General features: G+C 40.1%; 22 protein-coding genes. 8 read left to right on the forward strand and 14 right to left on the reverse strand.

Annotated elements, in window-relative coordinates; all coding sequences use genetic code 11:
- Positions 1–121: 121 nt before the first annotated feature.
- The 4 genes from B3600_RS20050 to gcvT all read left to right on the forward strand — a co-directional run bounded on the left by B3600_RS20050 (position 122) and on the right by gcvT (position 3159).
- Positions 122–490: a DUF4359 domain-containing protein gene (locus B3600_RS20050; RefSeq protein ID WP_070562579.1), complete on the forward strand. Its 369-nt coding sequence runs from the start codon at positions 122–124 to the stop codon at positions 488–490.
- A 1-nt stretch (position 491) separates the two neighbouring features.
- Positions 492–1184, forward strand: coding sequence for a pseudouridine synthase (locus B3600_RS20055; protein ID WP_070562582.1), 693 nt, complete (start codon positions 492–494; stop codon positions 1182–1184).
- The gene (locus tag B3600_RS20060; protein WP_286754194.1) at positions 1178–1996 is read left to right on the forward strand and encodes a DUF6929 family protein; all 819 of its coding nucleotides are present in this window, start codon (positions 1178–1180) and stop codon (positions 1994–1996) included. The genes B3600_RS20055 and B3600_RS20060 overlap by 7 nt, the downstream gene beginning before the upstream one ends.
- An 80-nt stretch (positions 1997–2076) precedes the next feature.
- On the forward strand, positions 2077–3159 hold the full coding sequence (gcvT, locus tag B3600_RS20065; protein ID WP_070562585.1) for a glycine cleavage system aminomethyltransferase GcvT: 1083 nt from the start codon (positions 2077–2079) through the stop codon (positions 3157–3159).
- A 33-nt stretch (positions 3160–3192) separates the two neighbouring features.
- Here the strand turns inward: gcvT and B3600_RS20070 are convergent, their stop codons facing one another.
- The 3 genes from B3600_RS20070 to B3600_RS20080 are packed head-to-tail and all read right to left on the reverse strand — an operon-like array spanning position 3193 to position 4040.
- Complete coding sequence (locus B3600_RS20070; protein ID WP_046672586.1) at positions 3193–3423, reverse strand: DUF6358 family protein; 231 nt, start codon at positions 3421–3423, stop codon at positions 3193–3195.
- A gap of 1 nt (position 3424) precedes the next feature.
- Positions 3425–3724: a hypothetical protein gene (locus B3600_RS20075; protein ID WP_046672585.1), complete on the reverse strand. Its 300-nt coding sequence runs from the start codon at positions 3722–3724 to the stop codon at positions 3425–3427.
- Between the two features lies 1 nt (position 3725).
- Positions 3726–4040 carry a rhodanese-like domain-containing protein gene (locus tag B3600_RS20080; RefSeq protein WP_070562591.1) on the reverse strand — a complete coding sequence of 105 codons (315 nt, stop codon included), beginning with the start codon at positions 4038–4040 and terminating at the stop codon, positions 3726–3728.
- Between the two features lie 247 nt (positions 4041–4287).
- On the opposite strand from B3600_RS20080, the gene B3600_RS20085 reads away from it, so the two are divergent.
- Positions 4288–5592: a M20/M25/M40 family metallo-hydrolase gene (locus tag B3600_RS20085; RefSeq protein WP_286754195.1), complete on the forward strand. Its 1305-nt coding sequence runs from the start codon at positions 4288–4290 to the stop codon at positions 5590–5592.
- A 9-nt stretch (positions 5593–5601) separates the two neighbouring features.
- Here B3600_RS20085 and B3600_RS20090 read toward each other — a convergent pair whose 3' ends face one another.
- The 8 genes from B3600_RS20090 to surE all read right to left on the reverse strand — a co-directional run bounded on the left by B3600_RS20090 (position 5602) and on the right by surE (position 13869).
- Positions 5602–6090 (reverse strand): GNAT family N-acetyltransferase, encoded by a 489-nt coding sequence (locus B3600_RS20090; RefSeq protein WP_286754196.1) that lies wholly within the window; start codon positions 6088–6090, stop codon positions 5602–5604.
- On the reverse strand, positions 6087–6665 hold the full coding sequence (locus tag B3600_RS20095; protein WP_070562597.1) for a hypothetical protein: 579 nt from the start codon (positions 6663–6665) through the stop codon (positions 6087–6089). The genes B3600_RS20090 and B3600_RS20095 overlap by 4 nt, the downstream gene beginning before the upstream one ends.
- 7 nt (positions 6666–6672) lie before the next feature.
- The gene (locus B3600_RS20100; protein ID WP_112375450.1) at positions 6673–7863 is read right to left on the reverse strand and encodes a M20 metallopeptidase family protein; all 1191 of its coding nucleotides are present in this window, start codon (positions 7861–7863) and stop codon (positions 6673–6675) included.
- A 13-nt stretch (positions 7864–7876) separates the two neighbouring features.
- The gene (locus tag B3600_RS20105) at positions 7877–8335 is read right to left on the reverse strand and encodes an SPOR domain-containing protein (protein WP_088159759.1); all 459 of its coding nucleotides are present in this window, start codon (positions 8333–8335) and stop codon (positions 7877–7879) included.
- 20 nt (positions 8336–8355) lie between these two features.
- A complete protein-coding gene (gene secA / locus B3600_RS20110; RefSeq protein WP_112375175.1) occupies positions 8356–11643 on the reverse strand; it encodes a preprotein translocase subunit SecA in 3288 nt (1095 codons plus the stop codon).
- Positions 11644–11900: 257 nt separating this feature from the next.
- Positions 11901–12770, reverse strand: coding sequence for a menaquinone biosynthesis family protein (locus tag B3600_RS20115; RefSeq protein ID WP_070562601.1), 870 nt, complete (start codon positions 12768–12770; stop codon positions 11901–11903).
- 48 nt (positions 12771–12818) lie between these two features.
- Positions 12819–13079: a hypothetical protein gene (locus B3600_RS20120; protein WP_286754197.1), complete on the reverse strand. Its 261-nt coding sequence runs from the start codon at positions 13077–13079 to the stop codon at positions 12819–12821.
- A complete protein-coding gene (surE, locus tag B3600_RS20125; protein ID WP_286754198.1) occupies positions 13069–13869 on the reverse strand; it encodes a 5'/3'-nucleotidase SurE in 801 nt (266 codons plus the stop codon). The genes B3600_RS20120 and surE overlap by 11 nt, the downstream gene beginning before the upstream one ends.
- A gap of 574 nt (positions 13870–14443) precedes the next feature.
- On the opposite strand from surE, the gene kduI reads away from it, so the two are divergent.
- Genes kduI through B3600_RS20140 form a run of 3 tightly spaced genes read left to right on the forward strand, consistent with a single transcriptional unit; the run spans position 14444 to position 17182 of the window.
- Positions 14444–15289, forward strand: a complete 846-nt coding sequence (gene kduI, locus B3600_RS20130) for a 5-dehydro-4-deoxy-D-glucuronate isomerase (protein WP_070562607.1) — start codon at positions 14444–14446, stop codon at positions 15287–15289.
- Between the two features lies 1 nt (position 15290).
- The gene (locus tag B3600_RS20135; protein WP_286754199.1) at positions 15291–16412 is read left to right on the forward strand and encodes a DUF4861 family protein; all 1122 of its coding nucleotides are present in this window, start codon (positions 15291–15293) and stop codon (positions 16410–16412) included.
- 5 nt (positions 16413–16417) lie between these two features.
- Positions 16418–17182, forward strand: a complete 765-nt coding sequence (locus tag B3600_RS20140) for an SDR family oxidoreductase (protein ID WP_172462444.1) — start codon at positions 16418–16420, stop codon at positions 17180–17182.
- Between the two features lie 26 nt (positions 17183–17208).
- On the opposite strand, the gene B3600_RS20145 is transcribed toward B3600_RS20140, so the two are convergent.
- The 3 genes from B3600_RS20145 to nadD all read right to left on the reverse strand — a co-directional run bounded on the left by B3600_RS20145 (position 17209) and on the right by nadD (position 19741).
- Positions 17209–18048: an SUMF1/EgtB/PvdO family nonheme iron enzyme gene (locus tag B3600_RS20145; RefSeq protein ID WP_286754200.1), complete on the reverse strand. Its 840-nt coding sequence runs from the start codon at positions 18046–18048 to the stop codon at positions 17209–17211.
- Between the two features lie 60 nt (positions 18049–18108).
- Entirely contained in the window at positions 18109–18864 is a 756-nt protein-coding gene (locus tag B3600_RS20150) for a hypothetical protein (RefSeq protein WP_286754201.1), read from the reverse strand.
- Positions 18865–19165: 301 nt separating this feature from the next.
- Positions 19166–19741, reverse strand: a complete 576-nt coding sequence (gene nadD, locus B3600_RS20155) for a nicotinate (nicotinamide) nucleotide adenylyltransferase (protein ID WP_070562618.1) — start codon at positions 19739–19741, stop codon at positions 19166–19168.
- Position 19742: the final 1 nt, after the last annotated feature.

The following is a 19742-nucleotide window of genomic DNA, read 5'->3' on the forward strand; positions in this document are numbered from 1 at the left end:
CTATAGGGCAGAATCCTTCGCATTTCTCTTAAAACAGTTGCCCATATCTAATATCTATTTAATAATTTTGATCGCGATAGTCATCGTGTTATGACATCCAGAACTTAATCTCAAATTTAAAATGAGCAAAAAAAGAATATTTGCACTGATTTTGATCGTCATCATGCTGGCCGCAATTTTGACTAACCCAAGCAAAGAGGAACACGAAAAGGTTGTACGCGCGAAAGCTGAACAGCTATTGAAAAGCCAGCTTCATGCGAAAGATCAAGAGTTTTTCGGATTGGGGATGCAGCTCTTCGGAAATGACATCGTCGATAAATTTATCCAAAGTTCCGTTGTGGTCGACAACTACTATTTGTTTTCGCTAACCAAAATAAAATGGCAGGGTACAGAACAGATTATCGGTGGCGGAGCTTTTAAATACATCTGGCTGAGCCCAAAAATTGATGAAAAGGCCGACGAAATTATTGCTGCATTGAAAAAGATTTAACATGCCTTTAGAAATACTTTATCAAGACGAATCCATCGTTGCAATCAATAAACCACATGGACTATTGGTGCACCGATCTGCTATTGCGCGCGATGCTTCAGCGTTTGCCCTACAGCTCCTTCGGGACCAATTAGGAAAAACCGTTTATCCCGCACATCGTTTGGACCGGAAGACCGGAGGCATTCTGTTATTTTCATTAAATAAGGAGACGGACCAATACTTACAAAAAAGTTTTCAGGAGCGTAAGATCGACAAAAAATACCTCGCTGTTCTGAGGGGCTTCGCGCCAGCAGAAGGCCTGATTGACTATCCCTTAAAAAGGGACGATGGCACCGTTCAGGAAGCACAAACATCTTTTCGCTTACTTGCTCAAGGCGAGTTGGCCGTTCCCTTCGGAAAATTTCCGACAGCACGATACAGTCTCGTCGAAGCCAACCCAATTACGGGTCGTATGCATCAGTTACGTCGCCATTTTGCACATATCTTTCATCCCATTATCGGCGATCGCCCGCATGGATGCAATAAACAAAACAAGTTCTGGAAAGAAGCCTACCAAATGGATACCATGCTATTGCATGCCTCGGAGCTGACCTTTAAACATCCTTTATCGGGCGAAGACGTTCATATCAAAGCGCCCCTACAACCCGATTTCATCCGGGTATTGGAAATATTAAACCTCAACGCGATATGTTAAAATTGATTCTCGAAGCCTTTATCAGCATATCCGGTATTACCGCAGCTTCTGGTATTGTCTATCAGGATAGGCAAATCCATATCGTTTCTGACAATAGCAATTATATCTACAGCTATAGTATCACAGACCAAAAGTTGTCTAAAACGGCACTACGGCAGTCTGATCCGATGGAAAATAGGGCTAAAGCAGCTAAAATGGATTTGGAATCGATCACTTTCGATGGAAGCCGCTATTATCTTTATGGCTCTGGTTCTACCCCAAACAGAAACACTCGTTTTATTTGGGACGGCAAAACAGTCCTTCAGGAAGACTACAGTAACATCTATTCTTCCTTAATGGAAAAATTCAATATTTCCAAAGAAGACTTCAATATTGAAGGCGTAGTTCATTTAAAAGATAAGATCTTATTTTTTAACCGGGGAAATGGCCCTAAAGGCATAAATGCCATTTTAGAGTATCATCCGCTTGCTGCCGAACAATCCCGCTGTATCCCGATTGAACTACCCAAGCTCAATGGCATATCGACAGGTTTCTCAGATGCGACCCTGGTTGGAAATGAAATCTATTTTATTGCTACCGCCGAAAATGCAAAATCGACTTATCTGGATGGAGAGATCAGTGGTTCCCTCCTTGGAAAAATACCTTCCGATCTTTCCGGCAAACCCGAGACATTCGAAATTCCCGAAAAGCATAAATTTGAAGGAATCACATTGAAAGAGGAGACTGCCCATGGCCTAATTTTCCTACTATGTGAAGATACCGATAGCGAAGATGATCATATGACCATCTATTCGCTCCGGGTAAGCAATTAAATCGATTGTTCTAAAATGGATTCACAGTGAGGAATCACGTATATTTTATTAAATTTGTAGCTGATTAAAACTTAATTTTTATGTTAAAAAATACTGCCCTTTCGGAGACGCACATTGCTTTAGGAGCAAAAATGGTTCCCTTTGCAGGCTTCAACATGCCCGTACAATACACAGGCATCAATGATGAGCACGAAACAGTTCGCACAGGTGTAGGAGTTTTTGATGTAAGCCACATGGGTGAATTCATCCTAAAAGGGGAAAAAGCCCTGGATCTACTTCAAAAAATCTCTTCCAATGATGTGTCAAAATTATACGATGGCAAAGTTCAATATGCTTATATCCCCAATGAAACTGGCGGTGTAGTTGATGACTTCCTAACATACCGTATAGACGATAAGACATATTTTTTGGTTGTGAATGCGTCAAATATTGAGAAAGACTGGAACTGGATCTCCAAATACAATACAGCTGGTGTGGAGATGAAGAATATCTCTGATCAAACCTCCTTATTCGCGGTACAAGGTCCTAAGGCTGCAGATGCACTTCAGTCGCTTACCGACATCGAATTAGCTCCAATGGAATACTATACCTTTGCAAAAGGTACATTTGCGGGCGTAGAGAATGTGTTGGTTTCTGCAACAGGATATACGGGAGCTGGAGGTTTTGAAATCTATGTGGCCAATGAAGATGCCCAAAAAGTATGGGATGCTATTTTCGAAGCCGGTAAAGCTTATGGAATCAAACCAATTGGTTTAGGTGCCCGTGATACTTTACGTCTAGAAATGGGTTTCTGCCTATACGGAAATGACATCGACGATAATACCTCTCCTTTAGAAGGCGGTTTAGGCTGGGTAACGAAGTTTACAAAAGACTTTGTGAATTCTGCGGCGCTTAAAGCGGAAAAAGAAGCTGGTCTAAAGAAAAAGCTCGTTGGTTTCGAAATGATTGACAGAGGCATTCCTCGTCATGATTACGAAATTGTTGATGCTGATGGAAATGTAATTGGACGTGTGACTTCAGGTACACAATCACCAACATTGAAAAAATCAATCGGTTTAGGTTATGTGGACACAGCCTTTTCAAAAGACGGCACCGAGATCTTCATTCTGATCCGTAATCAAAAAATAAAAGCAAAAGTAACAAAACCACCATTTGTGAAGTAATAAAAAAAGCCGGCTTAAAGCAGGCTTTTTTTATTACTTCTTCTTTTGTTTTGTAGTAGGTTGTTGTTTACCGCTTTCTTTTTGCTGAATAAGTGATCGAACCCGTTTGCTTAAAACAACACGGAGATAGATCAAAACCACCAAAAAGGCGATGGATAATCCCGTTACCAGCATGTTGCCGGCCTTATACCCTTCAAAACCACTGTAAACTAAAAATACAATAGCCAAACTCAACACTATATTTAGAAAAAAATACTTTAACATATCACTTTTTTATTAATCCCAATACCCGCTGTCTCCATCCGCCAAAGAAATAGAATGCTCCACCAACAATGTTTAATAAAACAATCGTCAAAGCCATCAGCATCCTTTCTGTGTTAGAAATTGTCCTCGAAAGCATGATTTCCCGTAGAACCAATATTACCCATAGGAGAGACAATAGAATGGAAAGGCTACCTAATATGGGGAATATACCAAGGTTAAATAATCGCGCTAAAATAGCTACGCTATAAAAAGCAAGACTAAACAAGAAAGCTTGCTTAGTCTGATGCTCCAAATTTTTCATCTTAATAAACGTCTAACTCTGGATCGATTTCCTCTTTCCAAGCTAAAATTCCGCCTTTTAAATTTGCAAGATTGTCAAAACCCTGTTGTTCCAATAACATAATCGCCTGTGCAGAACGTTTTCCAGAACGGCATTGTACGATAACAGGTTTATCTTTCGCAATCTTATCAGCTTCGATCAGTATACCTGAAAGTGGAATATTCAATCCATTTAAATTGGATACTTCATACTCAAAGGATTCACGAACGTCTATCAACTGAAAATCTTCGTTGTTATCGATTTTATTCTTTAATTCTTGTACAGATACTTCTTTCATTTTCAAACAATTTAATAGTCAAATATACTACATTTTTTCCGAAAGTGTTCGCTTTCCTGGATGCTCAAAATCAGTCGATGTTGCTAAGAGTAGCCTCAATTTTTAGTGTATTAACGGCATTAGAAATCTTAGATGGGTTTTGCCTGTCATCGGATCATTTGAAATGGATCATTTTAGGAAGTTTATTGTCTGCACAATTCGCTTGTAGAATTTTCCTTATCTTCACCCAGACTTTACTAAGCTTTATATGAATTCAATACCTAAATTTATACTGTCTATATCTTTACTTGCACTCTCGGCAGTAAGCTATGGACAGCAAGTTATTTCCGAGCAGGAACGCCAAGATGTGAGCCGCATACTCAATACCCTAGCCGCTGACGATATGCGTGGGAGATCGGCTTTGACAAAAGACATCGAACCAGCTGCAGATTTTATCGCTACCGAAATGAAGAGAATAGGCCTTAGCCCCTACGCAGAACAAGATTACAGGCAAACATTCCAATTGGATAAAATCTCTCCGGTAAGCAAATCCGCAACCATCAATAAGCAGCTGATCCCAGCTGACCATGTTATTTCACTTGGAAACCACGTTGATTTACAGTGGGATAATCGAAGTAGCCTTAACATCGTCGAAATAAAATCGGGCGATGATTTTGCGAAAGTATTTAGAGAACATTCTCTAGCCAAAGAAAATACACTTGTATTGGTAGACCCCTCCTTTGAAAGCTATTTTGTGCGTTTTGGTCAAATGCTCAACTCCCCTAAATTTATAGAGGACCCCTCCAAACAAAAACCATCAATTGTCTACCTTTTAACAGCGGAGAAACCCCAAACTTTTCAAATTCATATTGAACGGAAGCTTCAAAATTTCCCCTTGTTTAACGTGGCAGGAATAATCCCCGGGAAAAGTAAACCGAACGAATACGTTATCTTTTCGGGACATTACGATCATATTGGCATCCTTCAGGCAGTAGGCCAAGATTCTATTGCCAATGGCGCCGATGACGATGCCTCAGGTGTGACCGCAATGTTAACCCTGGCAGATTACTACAAAAAACAAAATAATAATGAAAGGACCCTTATTTTCGTCGCTTTTACGGCAGAAGAACTGGGCATGTATGGCTCAAAATATTTTTCCAACCACATCAATGCTGACCAGGTAGTCGCTATGATCAATATGGAAATGATCGGAAAAGATTCCAAATTCGGTCCCAATACAGTGTATATTACAGGATACGATCAGTCGAATCTTGGTGAATTAATGCAGGAAAATTTAAAAAACACAAATTTCCGATTCTATCCTGATCCATATACCAAACAAAATCTCTTTTATCGAAGCGATAATGCGGTATTGGCAGCCAAAGGTGTGCCTGCGCATTCATTTTCAACATCCCAAATGGATAAGGATGAATATTACCATACCGTAAAAGATGAAGTGTCTACATTGAATGTTCAGAATATCATTTCCAGTATAGAAGCGATCGCCATAGGCACCTCCGGAATTGTAACAGGCAAACAAACACCTTCACGGGTCGAAAAACTAAAAGATTAGGCGACAGGCCTAAGCTTTTACTTCTTTTTGCATGACATAATCGTTTAGAACATAATCATAATAAGGAATATCAATCGTTTCAATGACCTCAAAGCCCTGCTTCAAATAGAAATGGTAAGCAGGGTTATTTCTATTTACGTTCAATTCAAGAATCCCTTTACCCTTTAAGATGCTTTTTTCTGAAGCGAAGTCTATCAGCGCCTTTCCGAAGCCTTTTCCTTGCACATTGGGCATCAAATAGAGCTTTTCAATACGTATACGATCCTCAAGAGTTCGCAAGGCAATAAATCCCTGACCGATACCATCTTCTTTCAAGACATAAAAAAATTGGCCATTAACCATACTTTCTGCAAGTCCCTCAACGGTATAGCTTTTTTCGAGCATAAAGTCAATTTGATCTTGTGAAAGTATCTCTCCATAAGTAACAGGCCAAATACTATGCGCCATATTTGAAATGCTTCTGATATCGCTTTGTTCTGCCAATTCTATTGTTATCATGCAATCTTTTCTCCTATTAAAATGTATTTTATATGGGAAAATTTAAGGACAAATAAGCCGTCTTTTTCCATTTCGTATTCGTTGTCATTGATCTTAATCAAGCCTTCGTGCGTGTTTTTTTCATCAGCATCAAGCCCCTCAATTCGGATTCTTTCCCCTGTAGGCTTCCATTTGGTGAAGCCTGTTGTCACAAAACAATAGCGAACTCCTTTAGAGATAAGCACAATATTAATCTGCTCCAGATAGGGCTGGTAATAAGCCACATCAAGCTGATCAGTCAGGATATTCACCGCTTTGTATTGATGTGCTATCAGGTATTCTATAGCCGTCTTTAGAAAATCATTATCATAGGAAATGATCTTTAAATTTTCCTGTGAATCGTTAATGGATTTTTTTGTAAAAACGATATCGAACTTATAACCACGCGCATCCAATAAATCGATGGTTTCCGCCTCAATGACAATTGTGGGGCTCCATTCCAGCAGCTGCCCCAAGCCCTCTTCGTCGATGAGGAAAAGGTCTTCAATCAGTAATGCAGGTTCCTGATTCTCTCGAACAATGTGATGAGATGACATATATAATTTAATAACCGAGCCTACGCAAGGTAATGTATGCCATCAACCCCGTACTAATCTCCAAAGAAGTCTCATCCACGTCAAAGGTCGGCGTATGGACAGCTGAAGAGATACCACGTGCTGCATTACCTGTACCCAAACGATAGAAACAAGCATTAATTTCTTGTGAATAATAGGAAAAATCCTCCGCGGCAGGCCATAGATCTAAGTCTACCACATTTTCCTTGCCGAGATACTCTTCTGCAAATGTCCGTGCACTTTTAGTCAATTGGGGCTCATTGATTAGAAAAGGATAGCCCTTACGGACTTCAAATTCACAAGTCGCTCCCATACTTTCAGCAATGCTCACAGCAATCTTTACCATGCGCGCATGTGCTTCAGCACGCCACTCCTCATCAAATGTGCGAAACGTACCTTCCAGATAAACCTGATCGGGAATAATATTTGTAGCTCCGTTGGCCATAATCTTTCCGAAAGATAGCACAGTCGGTGTACGTGGATCTGCAAAACGACTAGCAATCTGCTGCAAAGCGGTAATGATCTGTGCTGTAATAACAATTGGATCAATATTTTGATGCGGGTGCGCACCATGCCCGCCCCTGCCTTTGACTGTCATAAACAGTTCATCGCAGGAAGCCATATATTTTCCCTCACGGAAACCAACCTTGCCTACCTCAATAAAGGGCATCACATGCTGACCTATTATGGCTGAGGGGGCAGGATTCTGCAAAGCGCCCTCTTTGATCATTAAGGAAGCTCCTCCTGGCAAGCGCTCTTCGCCAGGCTGGAAGATCAATTTGATCGTTCCTCCAAATTCGGCTTTTAGGCTATTCAATATTTTAGCTGTCCCCAAAAGTGAGGAGGTATGTACATCATGGCCACAGGCATGCATCACTCCTGGGGTGTTGGAACCATATGAACGCCCCTCCACTTCTTGAATTGGTAAAGCATCCATATCTGCGCGCAACGCGATAACTTCATCTGAGGGTAGGTCACCTTTGATTAAAGCGACAATCCCCGTATCAGCTTTAGCCTCATAAGGAATTCCCAATTCATCCAATTGCTTTTTTACAAATGCCGAGGTATTGTATTCTTCGAAGGAAAGTTCAGGATTCTGATGAAGATGTCTACGGTTGGAAACCGTATCTTCAAAATATTGATGAGCTAAGGCCAGGACTTTTTCTTTCGTACTTGCCATAAGGTTGATTGATTTATTGATATACAAAAACGTTCTCTGAAAAAACAAAGACGTTGCTAAAATATTGACGTAACTCGCGCATGAAGGCATTTGCTTCAGAGCGACTTCTAAAATCACCTACCTTGACGCGATAATTGGGTTCATCATAGGTGATATAGGTATCAATATCTTTATACATGCTTCGGAAACGTGTCTGCTCCGAAAATGCCTGATTCCGATTCGATCCAGCAAAGATCTGTACACGGAATCCCCTTACTTTGACCCGCGTCGCCGCTGAGCGGACAACGGGTTTAGCAGGAACTACTGTCGCTTTGCTTTCGACAGGATTGATCCCCATAGCTGCCCTGAAATTTTGAAGCTGTGTAATCAATGAATCTTTGGTTACAATTACTCCACCTTTTTCTTGTGCGTTTACCTGAACTAGCGCAAACAACACAAGTGCATGTATGAAAATCAATCCTCTCTTCAGCATAGTTTAACCTTTCTTATCGATTAGTTATTTGCGCCGTGGCAATTTTTATATTTTTTTCCTGAACCACAAGGACATTCGTCATTGCGTCCAACAGTATTCTCGTTACGAACAGGTTCTTTTGGACCTTCATTCACATCCTCCTCACTCACACCTGTAGGCGAAGCCAATTCAGCTTTCGTTTCAATCGTTTTTACTGGAGCCTGCTGTACTTGTCTCGCTTGCATAGAAGTCGGTTCTTGACCAGGGATCTCTCCTTTGAAAATAAAGCTAACGACATCCTTATTCATTGAAGCCAACATCGATTTAAACAAATCAAATGCCTCCATTTTATAAATGATAATCGGATCCTTTTGTTCATAAACAGCATTTTGAACCGATTGTTTCAAATCATCCATTTCACGCAGGTGCTCTTTCCAAGCCTCATCGATTAATGCCAATACGATTCCTTTTTCAAAAGATTTGAAAACTTCTTTACCGTTGCTTTCGATGGCTTTTTTCAAATTCGCCGAAACTTGAATGCCACGGATACCATCCGTAAATGGAATAACGACATTTTCGACGATCTGACCTCTTTCCGCATACACATTATTCAATACAGGAACTGTCAAAGCACCAACGGCCTCAATTTTATGGTGGTAAGCGTTAATTGCATGCTCAAAAAGACGATCAGTCAAGCCTTCAATTTTACCCTGTGCAAATTCTTCTGCTGTAATTTCTGGTGTGATCGCAAAAATACGGATTACTTCGATTTGGAAATCTTCGTAATTACCTTGCTCTTTTGCTTCAACGACAATTTCTTCTGCAACATCAAAAATCATGTTGTTCAAATCCACGTCTAAACGTTCTCCAAACAAAGCATTTTTACGTTTCGAATAAATTACGGTACGTTGGGAGTTCATTACATCATCGTATTCCAATAGACGTTTACGGATACCGAAGTTATTCTCCTCCACTTTACGCTGTGCGCGTTCGATGGATTTAGTCAACATACTATGTTGCATCACCTCGCCCTCTTCAACACCCATTTTCACCATGATGTTAGAGATTCTCTCTGAAGCGAATAAGCGCATTAAGTTATCTTCCAAAGAAACGAAGAATTGCGAAGAACCTGGGTCTCCCTGACGACCGGCACGACCACGTAACTGACGGTCAACACGACGAGATTCGTGTCTTTCGGTACCGATAATGGCAAGACCACCAGCTTTTTTAACTTCTTCGGTCAATTTAATATCCGTACCACGACCAGCCATATTCGTCGCGATGGTTACTTGTCCTGGGCGTCCAGCTTCAGCGACGATATCAGCTTCTTTTTGGTGTAACTTCGCATTTAATACGTTATGCTTGATCTTACGTAATTGAAGCATACGGCTCAATAACTCCGAAATTTCAACCGATGTGGTACCGACCAATACTGGCCGTCCCTGCTCTGTCAATCGTTGGATTTCTTCAGCTACAGCATTGTATTTTTCACGGGCCGTACGATAGATCAAATCTTGACGATCATCACGTTGGATTCCACGATTTGTCGGAATTTCTACCACATCCAATTTGTAAATTTCCCAAAGCTCACCGGCCTCTGTCGACGCTGTACCCGTCATACCCGAAAGTTTGTGGTACATGCGGAAGTAGTTTTGCAATGTAATCGTTGCATAGGTTTGTGTCGCATCTTCTACTTTCACATTCTCCTTTGCTTCGATCGCCTGGTGCAAACCATCTGAGTAACGACGGCCATCCATGATACGACCTGTTTGCTCATCGACAATTTTCACTTTACCTTCATCAACGATATATTCAACATCATTTTCAAACAAGGTATATGCTTTTAACAACTGGTTGATCGAGTGGATACGCTCTGCTTTAATCGAATAATCGCGCAACATATCTTCTTTCTGAGCTGCCTTTTCTTCCAAAGTCAACGAAGACTTTTCAATTTCGGCAATCTCAGTACCAACATCCGGTAAAATAAAGAATGAAGGATCTTCGCCTGTTGCTGTAATCAACTCGATACCTTTTTCTGTCAATTCTACTTGGTTGTTCTTTTCATCAATCACAAAATAAAGTTCTGCATCTACTTTAGGCATATTTTTATTTTGCTCTTGCATATAGTAGTTTTCTACTTTTTGTAAGATCGAACGATTAGCGCCTTCGCTTAAGAACTTGATTAATGCTTTATTTTTAGGCAAACCTCTATAAGCTCTTAATAATGCTAAACCGCCGCCTTCAACGTCAGAATCACCTGCCGCCAGCGCTTTTTTAGCATCATTCAAGACGGTATTGATGTACGCTTTCTGTACATGCACCAAACGCTCGATACGTGGTTTTAATTGGTAGAATTCGTGTTGATCGCCACGAGGAATCGGACCTGAGATAATCAATGGTGTACGGGCATCATCAATCAATACGGAGTCAACCTCATCGACCATGGCAAAGTGTAATTTTCCTTGCACCAATGCGTCCGGAGTCTGAACCATATTATCACGTAGATAATCGAAACCAAACTCGTTATTCGTACCATATACGATATCCGATTGATAAGCTTTACGACGTTGCGGGGAATTCGGCTGATGTTTATCAATACAGTCAACAGATAGCCCATGGAACTCAAATAACGGAGCATTCCACTCCGAGTCACGACGAGCAAGGTAATCATTCACCGTTACAATGTGTACGCCTTGACCAGAAAGAGCATTTAGATAGGTCGGTAATGTTCCTACCAACGTTTTACCCTCACCGGTTGCCATCTCGGCAATTTTACCACTGTGCAATACAATACCACCGATTAATTGGACATCATAGTGTACCATGTTCCAAGTGACCTCAGTACCTGCAGCCATCCATTTGTTTTTCCAAATCGCCTTATCACCATTGATGATAACGTTTGATTTGTAAACAGCCAATTCTCTGTCAAAATCGTTGGCAGTAACTTCTAATTCTTCGTTTTCTGTCAAACGTCTTGAAGTTTCTTTTACCACGGCAAATGCCTCCGGCAAAATATCCTTCAATACCTCTTCCAACTTCTTGTCACGGTCTTTGGACAATTTGTCCACTTGCTCGTAAATAGAAGTTTTCTTTGCCATATCGTCCTCGTCTTGATCCGCTTCTTTTTTAAGCGTGTCAATTTCTTGGTCAATATCGGCTAGGTAATTTTTAATTCTTTCTTTGAAATCAACGGTCTTGGCACGTAACTCGTCATTGGTTAGATTTGAAAGCTTCTCATATTCAGCTTTGATTTGGTCTACCACAGGCTGAATTCCCTTGATATCTCTCTCGGATTTACTTCCAAATAATTTACTTAAAAACTTTAACATAATTTTTTTTCTATCTCAACTTAAGATTTTGTACAATAATGACTCCAAAGTAAAATTGCAGACAATTTGACACTAATCGGGCAAATTTAGTTATTAGATATGATATCTAACAGCTTACATCCATTTTTTTTACGTTATTTTTATTGAAAATGTCAGTTCCTTACAGCCTGCAAGAATCCTCTACCTATTTATCCCCTTTTACGCTATCTTGACGTGAAGTTTTTCTGAGCAATATGAGCTTTAAACCGACAGTCAATTTATGATAAAAACAACTTACGGTCTGAATGCGGAATGAATCCCAGTTCCTGTGCCTTTTCAAACATCTTCGTAATTGCATCACGTCCTTCAAGCCCCAATGCTACTGAATATTTATTGACATAAAGTTCAATATGCTTGTACATCACCTCTTCACTCATTTCCTGTGCATGTGCACGAATGAATTCAAGCCCAGATTTCGGATTGGCAAATGCAAATTCTACACTTTCTTTCAAAATCGTATTCAACGTCTCCTTCACTTCTTGTGGCAGACTACGTTTTACGACAATTCCTCCAAGAGGAATCGGAAATTTTGTCGTCTTCTCCCAATACTCACCCAGATCCACCACCTTATGCAGTCCTTTTTCGGCATAGGTGAACCTATTTTCATGAATAATCAACCCTAAGTCGATGGATCCATCCAGTAAAGCTCCTTCAATATCCGAAAAAACAAGTTCTACTTTATTTTTTAATTCGGGGAATGCCAGGCTTAACAAAAAATTAGCCGTGGTATATTTCCCTGGATACCCTACTTTCAATTGATCAAACCCATCTAAACTTTCGGCCCGATCTAATTTTTGCTGCAGCAATTTTGCTAATTTCGGATCCTTCGTAATCAGCATAGGCCCTACACCAAATCCTAAAGCACTCCCTGCATCGAGCAACTCATAATCTTCAACAGCGTAGGCAAAGGCATGATAGCTCAGCTTGGTAATGTCAAGATCGCCTTGAAAAGCTTTCAGGTTCAAGGTCTCCACATCTTGATATTCCACCTCAAAATCCAGTCCTTTGGTATCTATCTTATGATGAATCAATGCATCAAAAATAAATGTATCGTTTGGACATGGAGAAAATCCTAATGTTAATTTCATGTTGTACAAAATTTTTCCCGTCGGTCAGATGGGGTTTATGAATTTTAATCAAACTGTAATTCTATGCGTGATCAGGTATAGTATCATAGCCAAAAAAGTACTTGCAATAATTCCTTTTCCCAGGTGATCTTTCCCCGATCGATACGCAAAACGTAACAGCACTAAATTAACCAATACAGCTATAGTGTATATGGCCATAGGCTTCTCGGGTAAAAAATGAAGTTCAAGATCCGTAAAACGTACTAAAATATAAGCCAATACTGGAGATACAGTACCGACACCCAATCCGATCCAGCTATTATTTTTCACGTTTATCGCCTCCCTTTGTATTTCCCAAATGATCAAAGCTCCATGAATTCAATTCTGGAATGGCGTGATGTGCCGTCATATCGAACTGTGTCGGAACGACAGATACATAACCATTGGCCAATGCAAAACTATCGGTATCTTCTCCTCTGTCCTGCAAGACAAATTTACCCGTTGTCCAATAATAATCACGATTGTGTGGATCAATACGTTCATCAAATTCTTCTACCCAATGTCCTCCTGCCTGTCGGCAAATTTTAATACCTTTAAAACCTGCTGTTTGGGGAAAATTAACATTCAGCAATGTATTTTTAGGGAGACCGTTAGCCAGCACCTGCTCGGCAATAGAAATCACGTAGGGTCTGCAATAGCTAAAATCCGCATCGTGAGAAAAATTATCAAGCGAAAACCCCACAGAAGGAATCCCTTCAATGGCCCCCTCTACCGCAGCAGACATCGTACCGGAATATAAAACATTGATTGAATTGTTGAGCCCATGATTGATCCCCGATACACATATATCGGGCTTTTGCCCTTTAAAAACTTTATTTACAGCAAGTTTTACACAATCTACTGGCGTTCCTGAACACTGGTACATTTCAACCCCTTCATATAAATTGATTTTATCCAAACGTAGTGGCCTACCAAGTGTAATGGCATGCCCCATTCCAGATTGTGCCGAATCAGGAGCAACGACAACTACATTTCCGATTTTCTGCATCTCTTCCAACAGCACCTTAATACCTGGCGCTGTAATACCGTCATCGTTAACAACTAAAATATTGGGTTTCATATGTAAATAATTTGCTTTTTAGATGGTCATAAGGGACCCCCAGTCCTCTCGGTCCGTGTTTATGCGTTTAGAATATGGGAATTTCTTCTTTACCATACACGAAGTTAGTAAATCTGAAACCGAGATGTAAATAATATTGACACAACAGGTAATTATTATCTGCAAAGGCCGCACATTAGGACGCCAAACAGTAAAAGCAACTGTGGAAAACAGCGGTTCAAACGAACACATGGAAGTTGGAAAAGAGCGATGAGATTTGGGCGCATCAAATGAGGATCAGATGGTGACCAAATTCGATATTTTGACAGTGTTTGTTCAGTGCTTGTTCAGTGCTTGTTCAGTGAACACTGAAGGAATACTGACTGATTACTGTTTAAAAATTGGTTAAAAACTGTTATTAGGTAGAATTTGGTCAAAGTATATTGCAGTGATAATAGCCATGTCGATTATCTTAAAGTTGCTACCGCTTTCGGAAAACCAACCGATCACTACGACATCGTTTGCGTAAGATTGTATCGCAATTGACAAATATTAGCCCTAAATTTAGCATTCAAACAAAAATAATAATTCAGTTATGAGCATTAATTTTGAATCCCGCTATGCAATAGGGCCAAAGGAATACAAAACTTTAGATACACAAGGATTAAGGGAGAATTTTCTAATTGAAACAGTTTTTGAAGCAGACAAAATTAATTTTGTCTATACCCACTACGATCGCTATATGGCCGGTGGAGCAATGCCTGTAAGCTCAAAAATCAAATTAGACACCATTCCCGCATTATTAAAAGAACCTTACTTCCTTTCTAGAAGAGAGTTGGGTATTATCAATGTCGGTGGGAACGGTCAAGTCGAAGTTGACGGCATTATTTATGATCTCAATACCAAAGAAGCCCTTTATATCGGTCAAGGTGCTCAGGAAGTTTATTTTTCAAGCCAGGATGCTGCAAAACCAGCAAAATTCTATTTAAACTCTACACCTGCACATTGCAGCTATCCAACTAAAAAGGTAACGAAAGAAGATGCGAATAAACTAGAATTGGGTTCATTGGAAACTGCCAACCACCGTACGATCAACCAGATGTTATTGAACAAAGTGGTACAAACCTGCCAATTACAGATGGGCATGACTGAGTTAAAACCCGGATCTGTATGGAATACAATGCCATCCCACACCCACGATCGTCGTATGGAAGTCTATTTCTACTTTGAATTACCTGAAGGTCAGGCTGTATCACATTTTATGGGACCTATCGATGAAACCCGCCATATTTGGATACACAACGATCAGGCTGTAATTTCACCGCCATGGTCAATTCACTCAGGAGCTGGAACGTCCAATTATACATTTATATGGGGAATGGCAGGTGAAAATTTAGATTATGATGATATGGACAAATGTGCCATCACAGAATTGAAGTAATATGAAAAAAACACTCGTATTGAGTTTAGCGCTAGGGCTTTCAACACTTGCTTTTGCACAGAACAACAAAACCATTACTGTAAACAACTCTTCCGCTAGCGCAAGAACAGAGTTGATCAGTATCCCTTATACCACATTTGAAAAACACTTCGCATTAAAAAACAGTGTATTTACTATTGTGGACAAGGATAAAAAGGAACTGGCCTATCAGCTTGAAAAACTAGGAAAACCGACGGCACAAAATATTTTGATTCAAATAACCGTTGCTCCTAGAAGCTCAACAACCTTTGGGGTTAATGGAAATAAACCCGCAACTGTCACCCCAAAGACTTATGCAAGATACGTCCCTGAACGCAAAGATGACTTTGCATGGGAAAACGATATTGCAGCGTTTAGAGCCTATGGAAAAGCTTTAGAAGGCAGCTCTGAGGATGCACAAGGTTTTGACTTCTGGGCAAAACGTAGCAATGATCTTATTGTTGACGAATGGTATAAAACTGGGGACTATCATGCCGATCATGGCAAAGGATTAGATTATTATTCCGTCGGACAAACCTTAGGTGTCGGCGATGCAACGCCATTTATTGACGAACAGGTCGTTTACCATAAGCATTATCGTCAATACGAGGTCTTGGACAATGGTCCGCTACGATCCACATTCAAACTTATTTATGAACCGGAAAATGTAAAGGGTCAACAGCTACAAGTCGAAAAAACAGTTTCTTTAGACGCTGGGAGTCAATTGAACAAGATAAGCTATTCCATCAAAAACACAACCGCTGCCGCTACGCCAATTGTTGTGGGGATCGCTAAAAGAAAAGAGGAAAAACCTCAAATTCTAAATGATGTAAAGAATGGCATTTTAGCCTATTGGGAGCCTGCAGAAGGAGATAAAATTACAGGAACAGCCGTTATTTTACCAAAAGTAAAGTATGTGTTCAAAGATAGCCCAAAACAATTTTTACTGGCAACCACCGTCAAAAATGATAAACCCTTAGTTTATTTTGCGGGTGCTGCGTTCAATAAAGCTGGCAAAATAGGGAATTTTGAGCAATGGCAGTCTTATGTAAAAACATTCAAAAACAATTTAGATCAACCATTAACAATAAAATATTCAAAATAATGTCCATACTGCAATCTTTTGACTTAAGTGGGAAAGTAGCCTTGGTAACAGGCTGCAAAAGAGGAATTGGCAAGGCAATTGCCGAAGCATTGGCTGAAGCTGGAGCAGATATTATAGGCGTTTCGGCGTCATTGGAAATTGAAGGCTCCGCAGTAGAAAAATCCGTAAAAGCATTAGGCAGAAATTTCTATGCCTACCAGTGTGATTTCGCCAAACGGACAGCGCTTTACGCGTTTATTGAAAAGGTAAAATCAGCGCATCCTGCGATTGATATCCTTTTTAATAATGCCGGAAATATACTTCGAAAACCTGCCGCTGAGCATCCTGATGAATACTGGGATGAAATCATCGAAATCAATCAAAATGCACAGTTTATATTGACGCGCGAGATTGGAAAGGACATGATTTCACGTGGAACTGGAAAAATCGTATTTACAGCCTCTTTATTAACTTTCCAAGGTGGCATCAATGTTCCAGGATATGCCGCTTCAAAAGGTGCCGTAGGATCCATGGTAAAGGCTTTTGCAAATGAGTGGGCTTCCAAAGGTGTCAACGTAAACGGGTTTGCTCCGGGGTATATCGCCACGGATAATACCGAGGCTCTGAGAGACGATCCCGAACGCTCAAAGTCCATTTTGGACCGTATACCTGCAGGACGTTGGGGAACTCCAGAAGATTTTAAGGGGCCAGCTGTATTCCTCGCTTCAAAAGCTTCCGATTATGTTCATGGAACCATCCTAACAGTCGATGGTGGCTGGATGGGAAGATAAAAGTCAATCTTTACGATGAGTTTGTTTTAAAAGTCTTTATTCTCAGGAGTAAAGGCTTTTTTTACAATTCTAAATCCCAGATTACTAAAAGATGCATTGGGACTAACTGAACCTATATATACGGTATTAAAAGCGGCACAGCTATTTTTACTACACCACCAGGACCCTCCACGGGCATGTGCAATAGAGCGGTCGCCATCTCTTTCGAGCTTTCCGGTGCAAAATTCAAATACATTACCAAAGATATCATAAAGTCCCCATGGATTGGGTTTGAATTTTCCGACCGGAGAAGTATAGAGATAACCATCGGAATAATCAGCTTTCAAATGATCTCTACCATGCCATACATTTGCATAATCGCCCATATTCTCTTTACTGAAACCTTCAAAATAATAGCCTTCGCTTCCGGCTCTAGCTGCCACCTCCCACTCATCAAAAGATGGCAATCTACAATTTGCCCATGTACAATAGGCCAGCACATCTTTATAAGAGATACAGGTAACTGGGTGATCCATCTTGGCCGCAATTCCGCCACGAATTACACCATTCGGAAAGCGCCAATAGGCCGTACTATCCTGCAACCAGCGAAACTCCGCCAGGCCAGGCTCAAAGACCATGGCATTATGGTAGCGTTCTGCTAATGTCTTGTAACCCGTTGCCTGAACGAATTTTTCAAATTCGGCATTCGTCAGCTCAAATTTCGAGATCCAGAACGATTCGATATGCACTGTTCTTTTGGGATTATCTAAGCTTGCTGTATCGCCCAAATGATAGTCTCCGGCTGGAATTTGGATATAGTTTCCAGCTTGGGCTTCACATTGGAGATGTAAAACAATCAATCCTATCAAATAGAGTAATTTGCTCATCCTCCTTGCCGTTTGTTATAATACAAATTTGACGTTTCGAATACTAAAAATCCAACTGCACTACTTGCTTTTTTTCTTATCGTAATATTTAAGCGCCCGACTAAAGATCAGCGCCTCATTTTCTTTGTTGTAATTTATATACGAATAATAATTACTGTCCTCTCCATACAACTTTTTAAATGAACTGGATTTTATAAATTCACTGTATTCACCACGTTTCATCAGTAATAACAGCAACGTCAATGCATCTTTATCCTTTGGTGTTTTCTTGGCATAATCAACAATAAAAGGGATCATCCGCCAGCCATTAATCTCCACTATGGCATGCTTATAATTTACCCCCATCCGTTTGCTCCGGACAACAGATTCCTGAATAAGCTTCATCACCGAATCCCTATTTTCCTGCAAAAAATCAGTCTGTCTTTGCGACCAAGAGGATTCATTAAAGCCGTCCAATAATGTAGCAAATATTTTTTTGTCGATCTGTGTCTGATACTCGGGTATAGCACAATTTTGCGCATATAGCTCGGCATGAATCATGGTATAGGTGAACTTTTCACGCAGCGTTAGCTTTTTAAAATCAACGGCTGAAATCGCATTTATTCCCGCATCTGTTGTTTCCTTATCTTCTTCGGGGATTATTGTTGAAATTAATGCTTTTACTTTGTCCAAACCGTAAGGCGGTATGGTCATTTTGCTCCGCAGCTCAATAGCAGCGGGATCCATAAAAAGACTATTGTCATCCGCACTATCCGTCTGTGCCAAACCGGTCCCCCAATACACGAAACACATAAACAATAAAACGATTTTTCTCATAGCATACGAATTAATATATTTTTCTCTATCATAAACCTCCCCAAAAAGCCCAGAATTAAACTTGAGACTCATACCGCTAACTAAACAAGCCTGATAGGTAAAAAAACAGGTTCTCACGAATGATTGCTTTTATTTCCAGGCTATTTTAATTATTCATTAAAGATCGTCTTATCTGAGCTTAAAAGTGAAATATTATTCCTGCAAAAATTATTCCTTAATATTTTCTTGAGATACCTACAAACAAAAATCCCCGGATTTAATAAAACCCGGGGATATCATGCTTCATTTACTTCCATTTATATCAAGAATATAAACCTTTCTTATCAATAAATTCAATCACCTTTTTAGGTGTAAAGAATTGAATATTCTTGTTTTCCTTGATTGCATTTCGCAAAAAGGTAGAGGATAATTCCATTAGTGGGGTGTCGGTCATCGTGATAGCGGGATGGTCTTTAAATTTTTCATTATCGAACCCTGGTCTAGGATAAACATAAATCTGGTAATCACGCAAGATAATATCCGCATTCTTCCACTTTTCCAGCGATTCCAAATTGTCTTGTCCCATAAGTAGCACAAATTCCCGGTTTGGATATTTCTCGCTAAGATGCGTTAAGGTATCGATGGTATACGATGGTATTGGCAAATGGAATTCAATGTCACTTACTTTCAAATGATCACAGTCTTCCAAAGCCAGATTTAGCATTTCCAAACGGTCATAAGGGTCTGCTAAGGTGGACTTCTTTTTAAATGGATTCTGTGGAGAGACCACAAACCAAACTTCGTCAAGTCCAGTAAAATTGGCCATATAGTTAGCTATAATCAAATGCCCTATATGCACCGGATTAAAAGAACCAAAAAACAAACCAATCTTTCGCATG

Origin of the sequence: Sphingobacterium sp. UBA2480 (genome assembly GCF_002341965.1) — a bacterium.
Lineage (GTDB): Bacteria > Bacteroidota > Bacteroidia > Sphingobacteriales > Sphingobacteriaceae > Sphingobacterium > Sphingobacterium multivorum.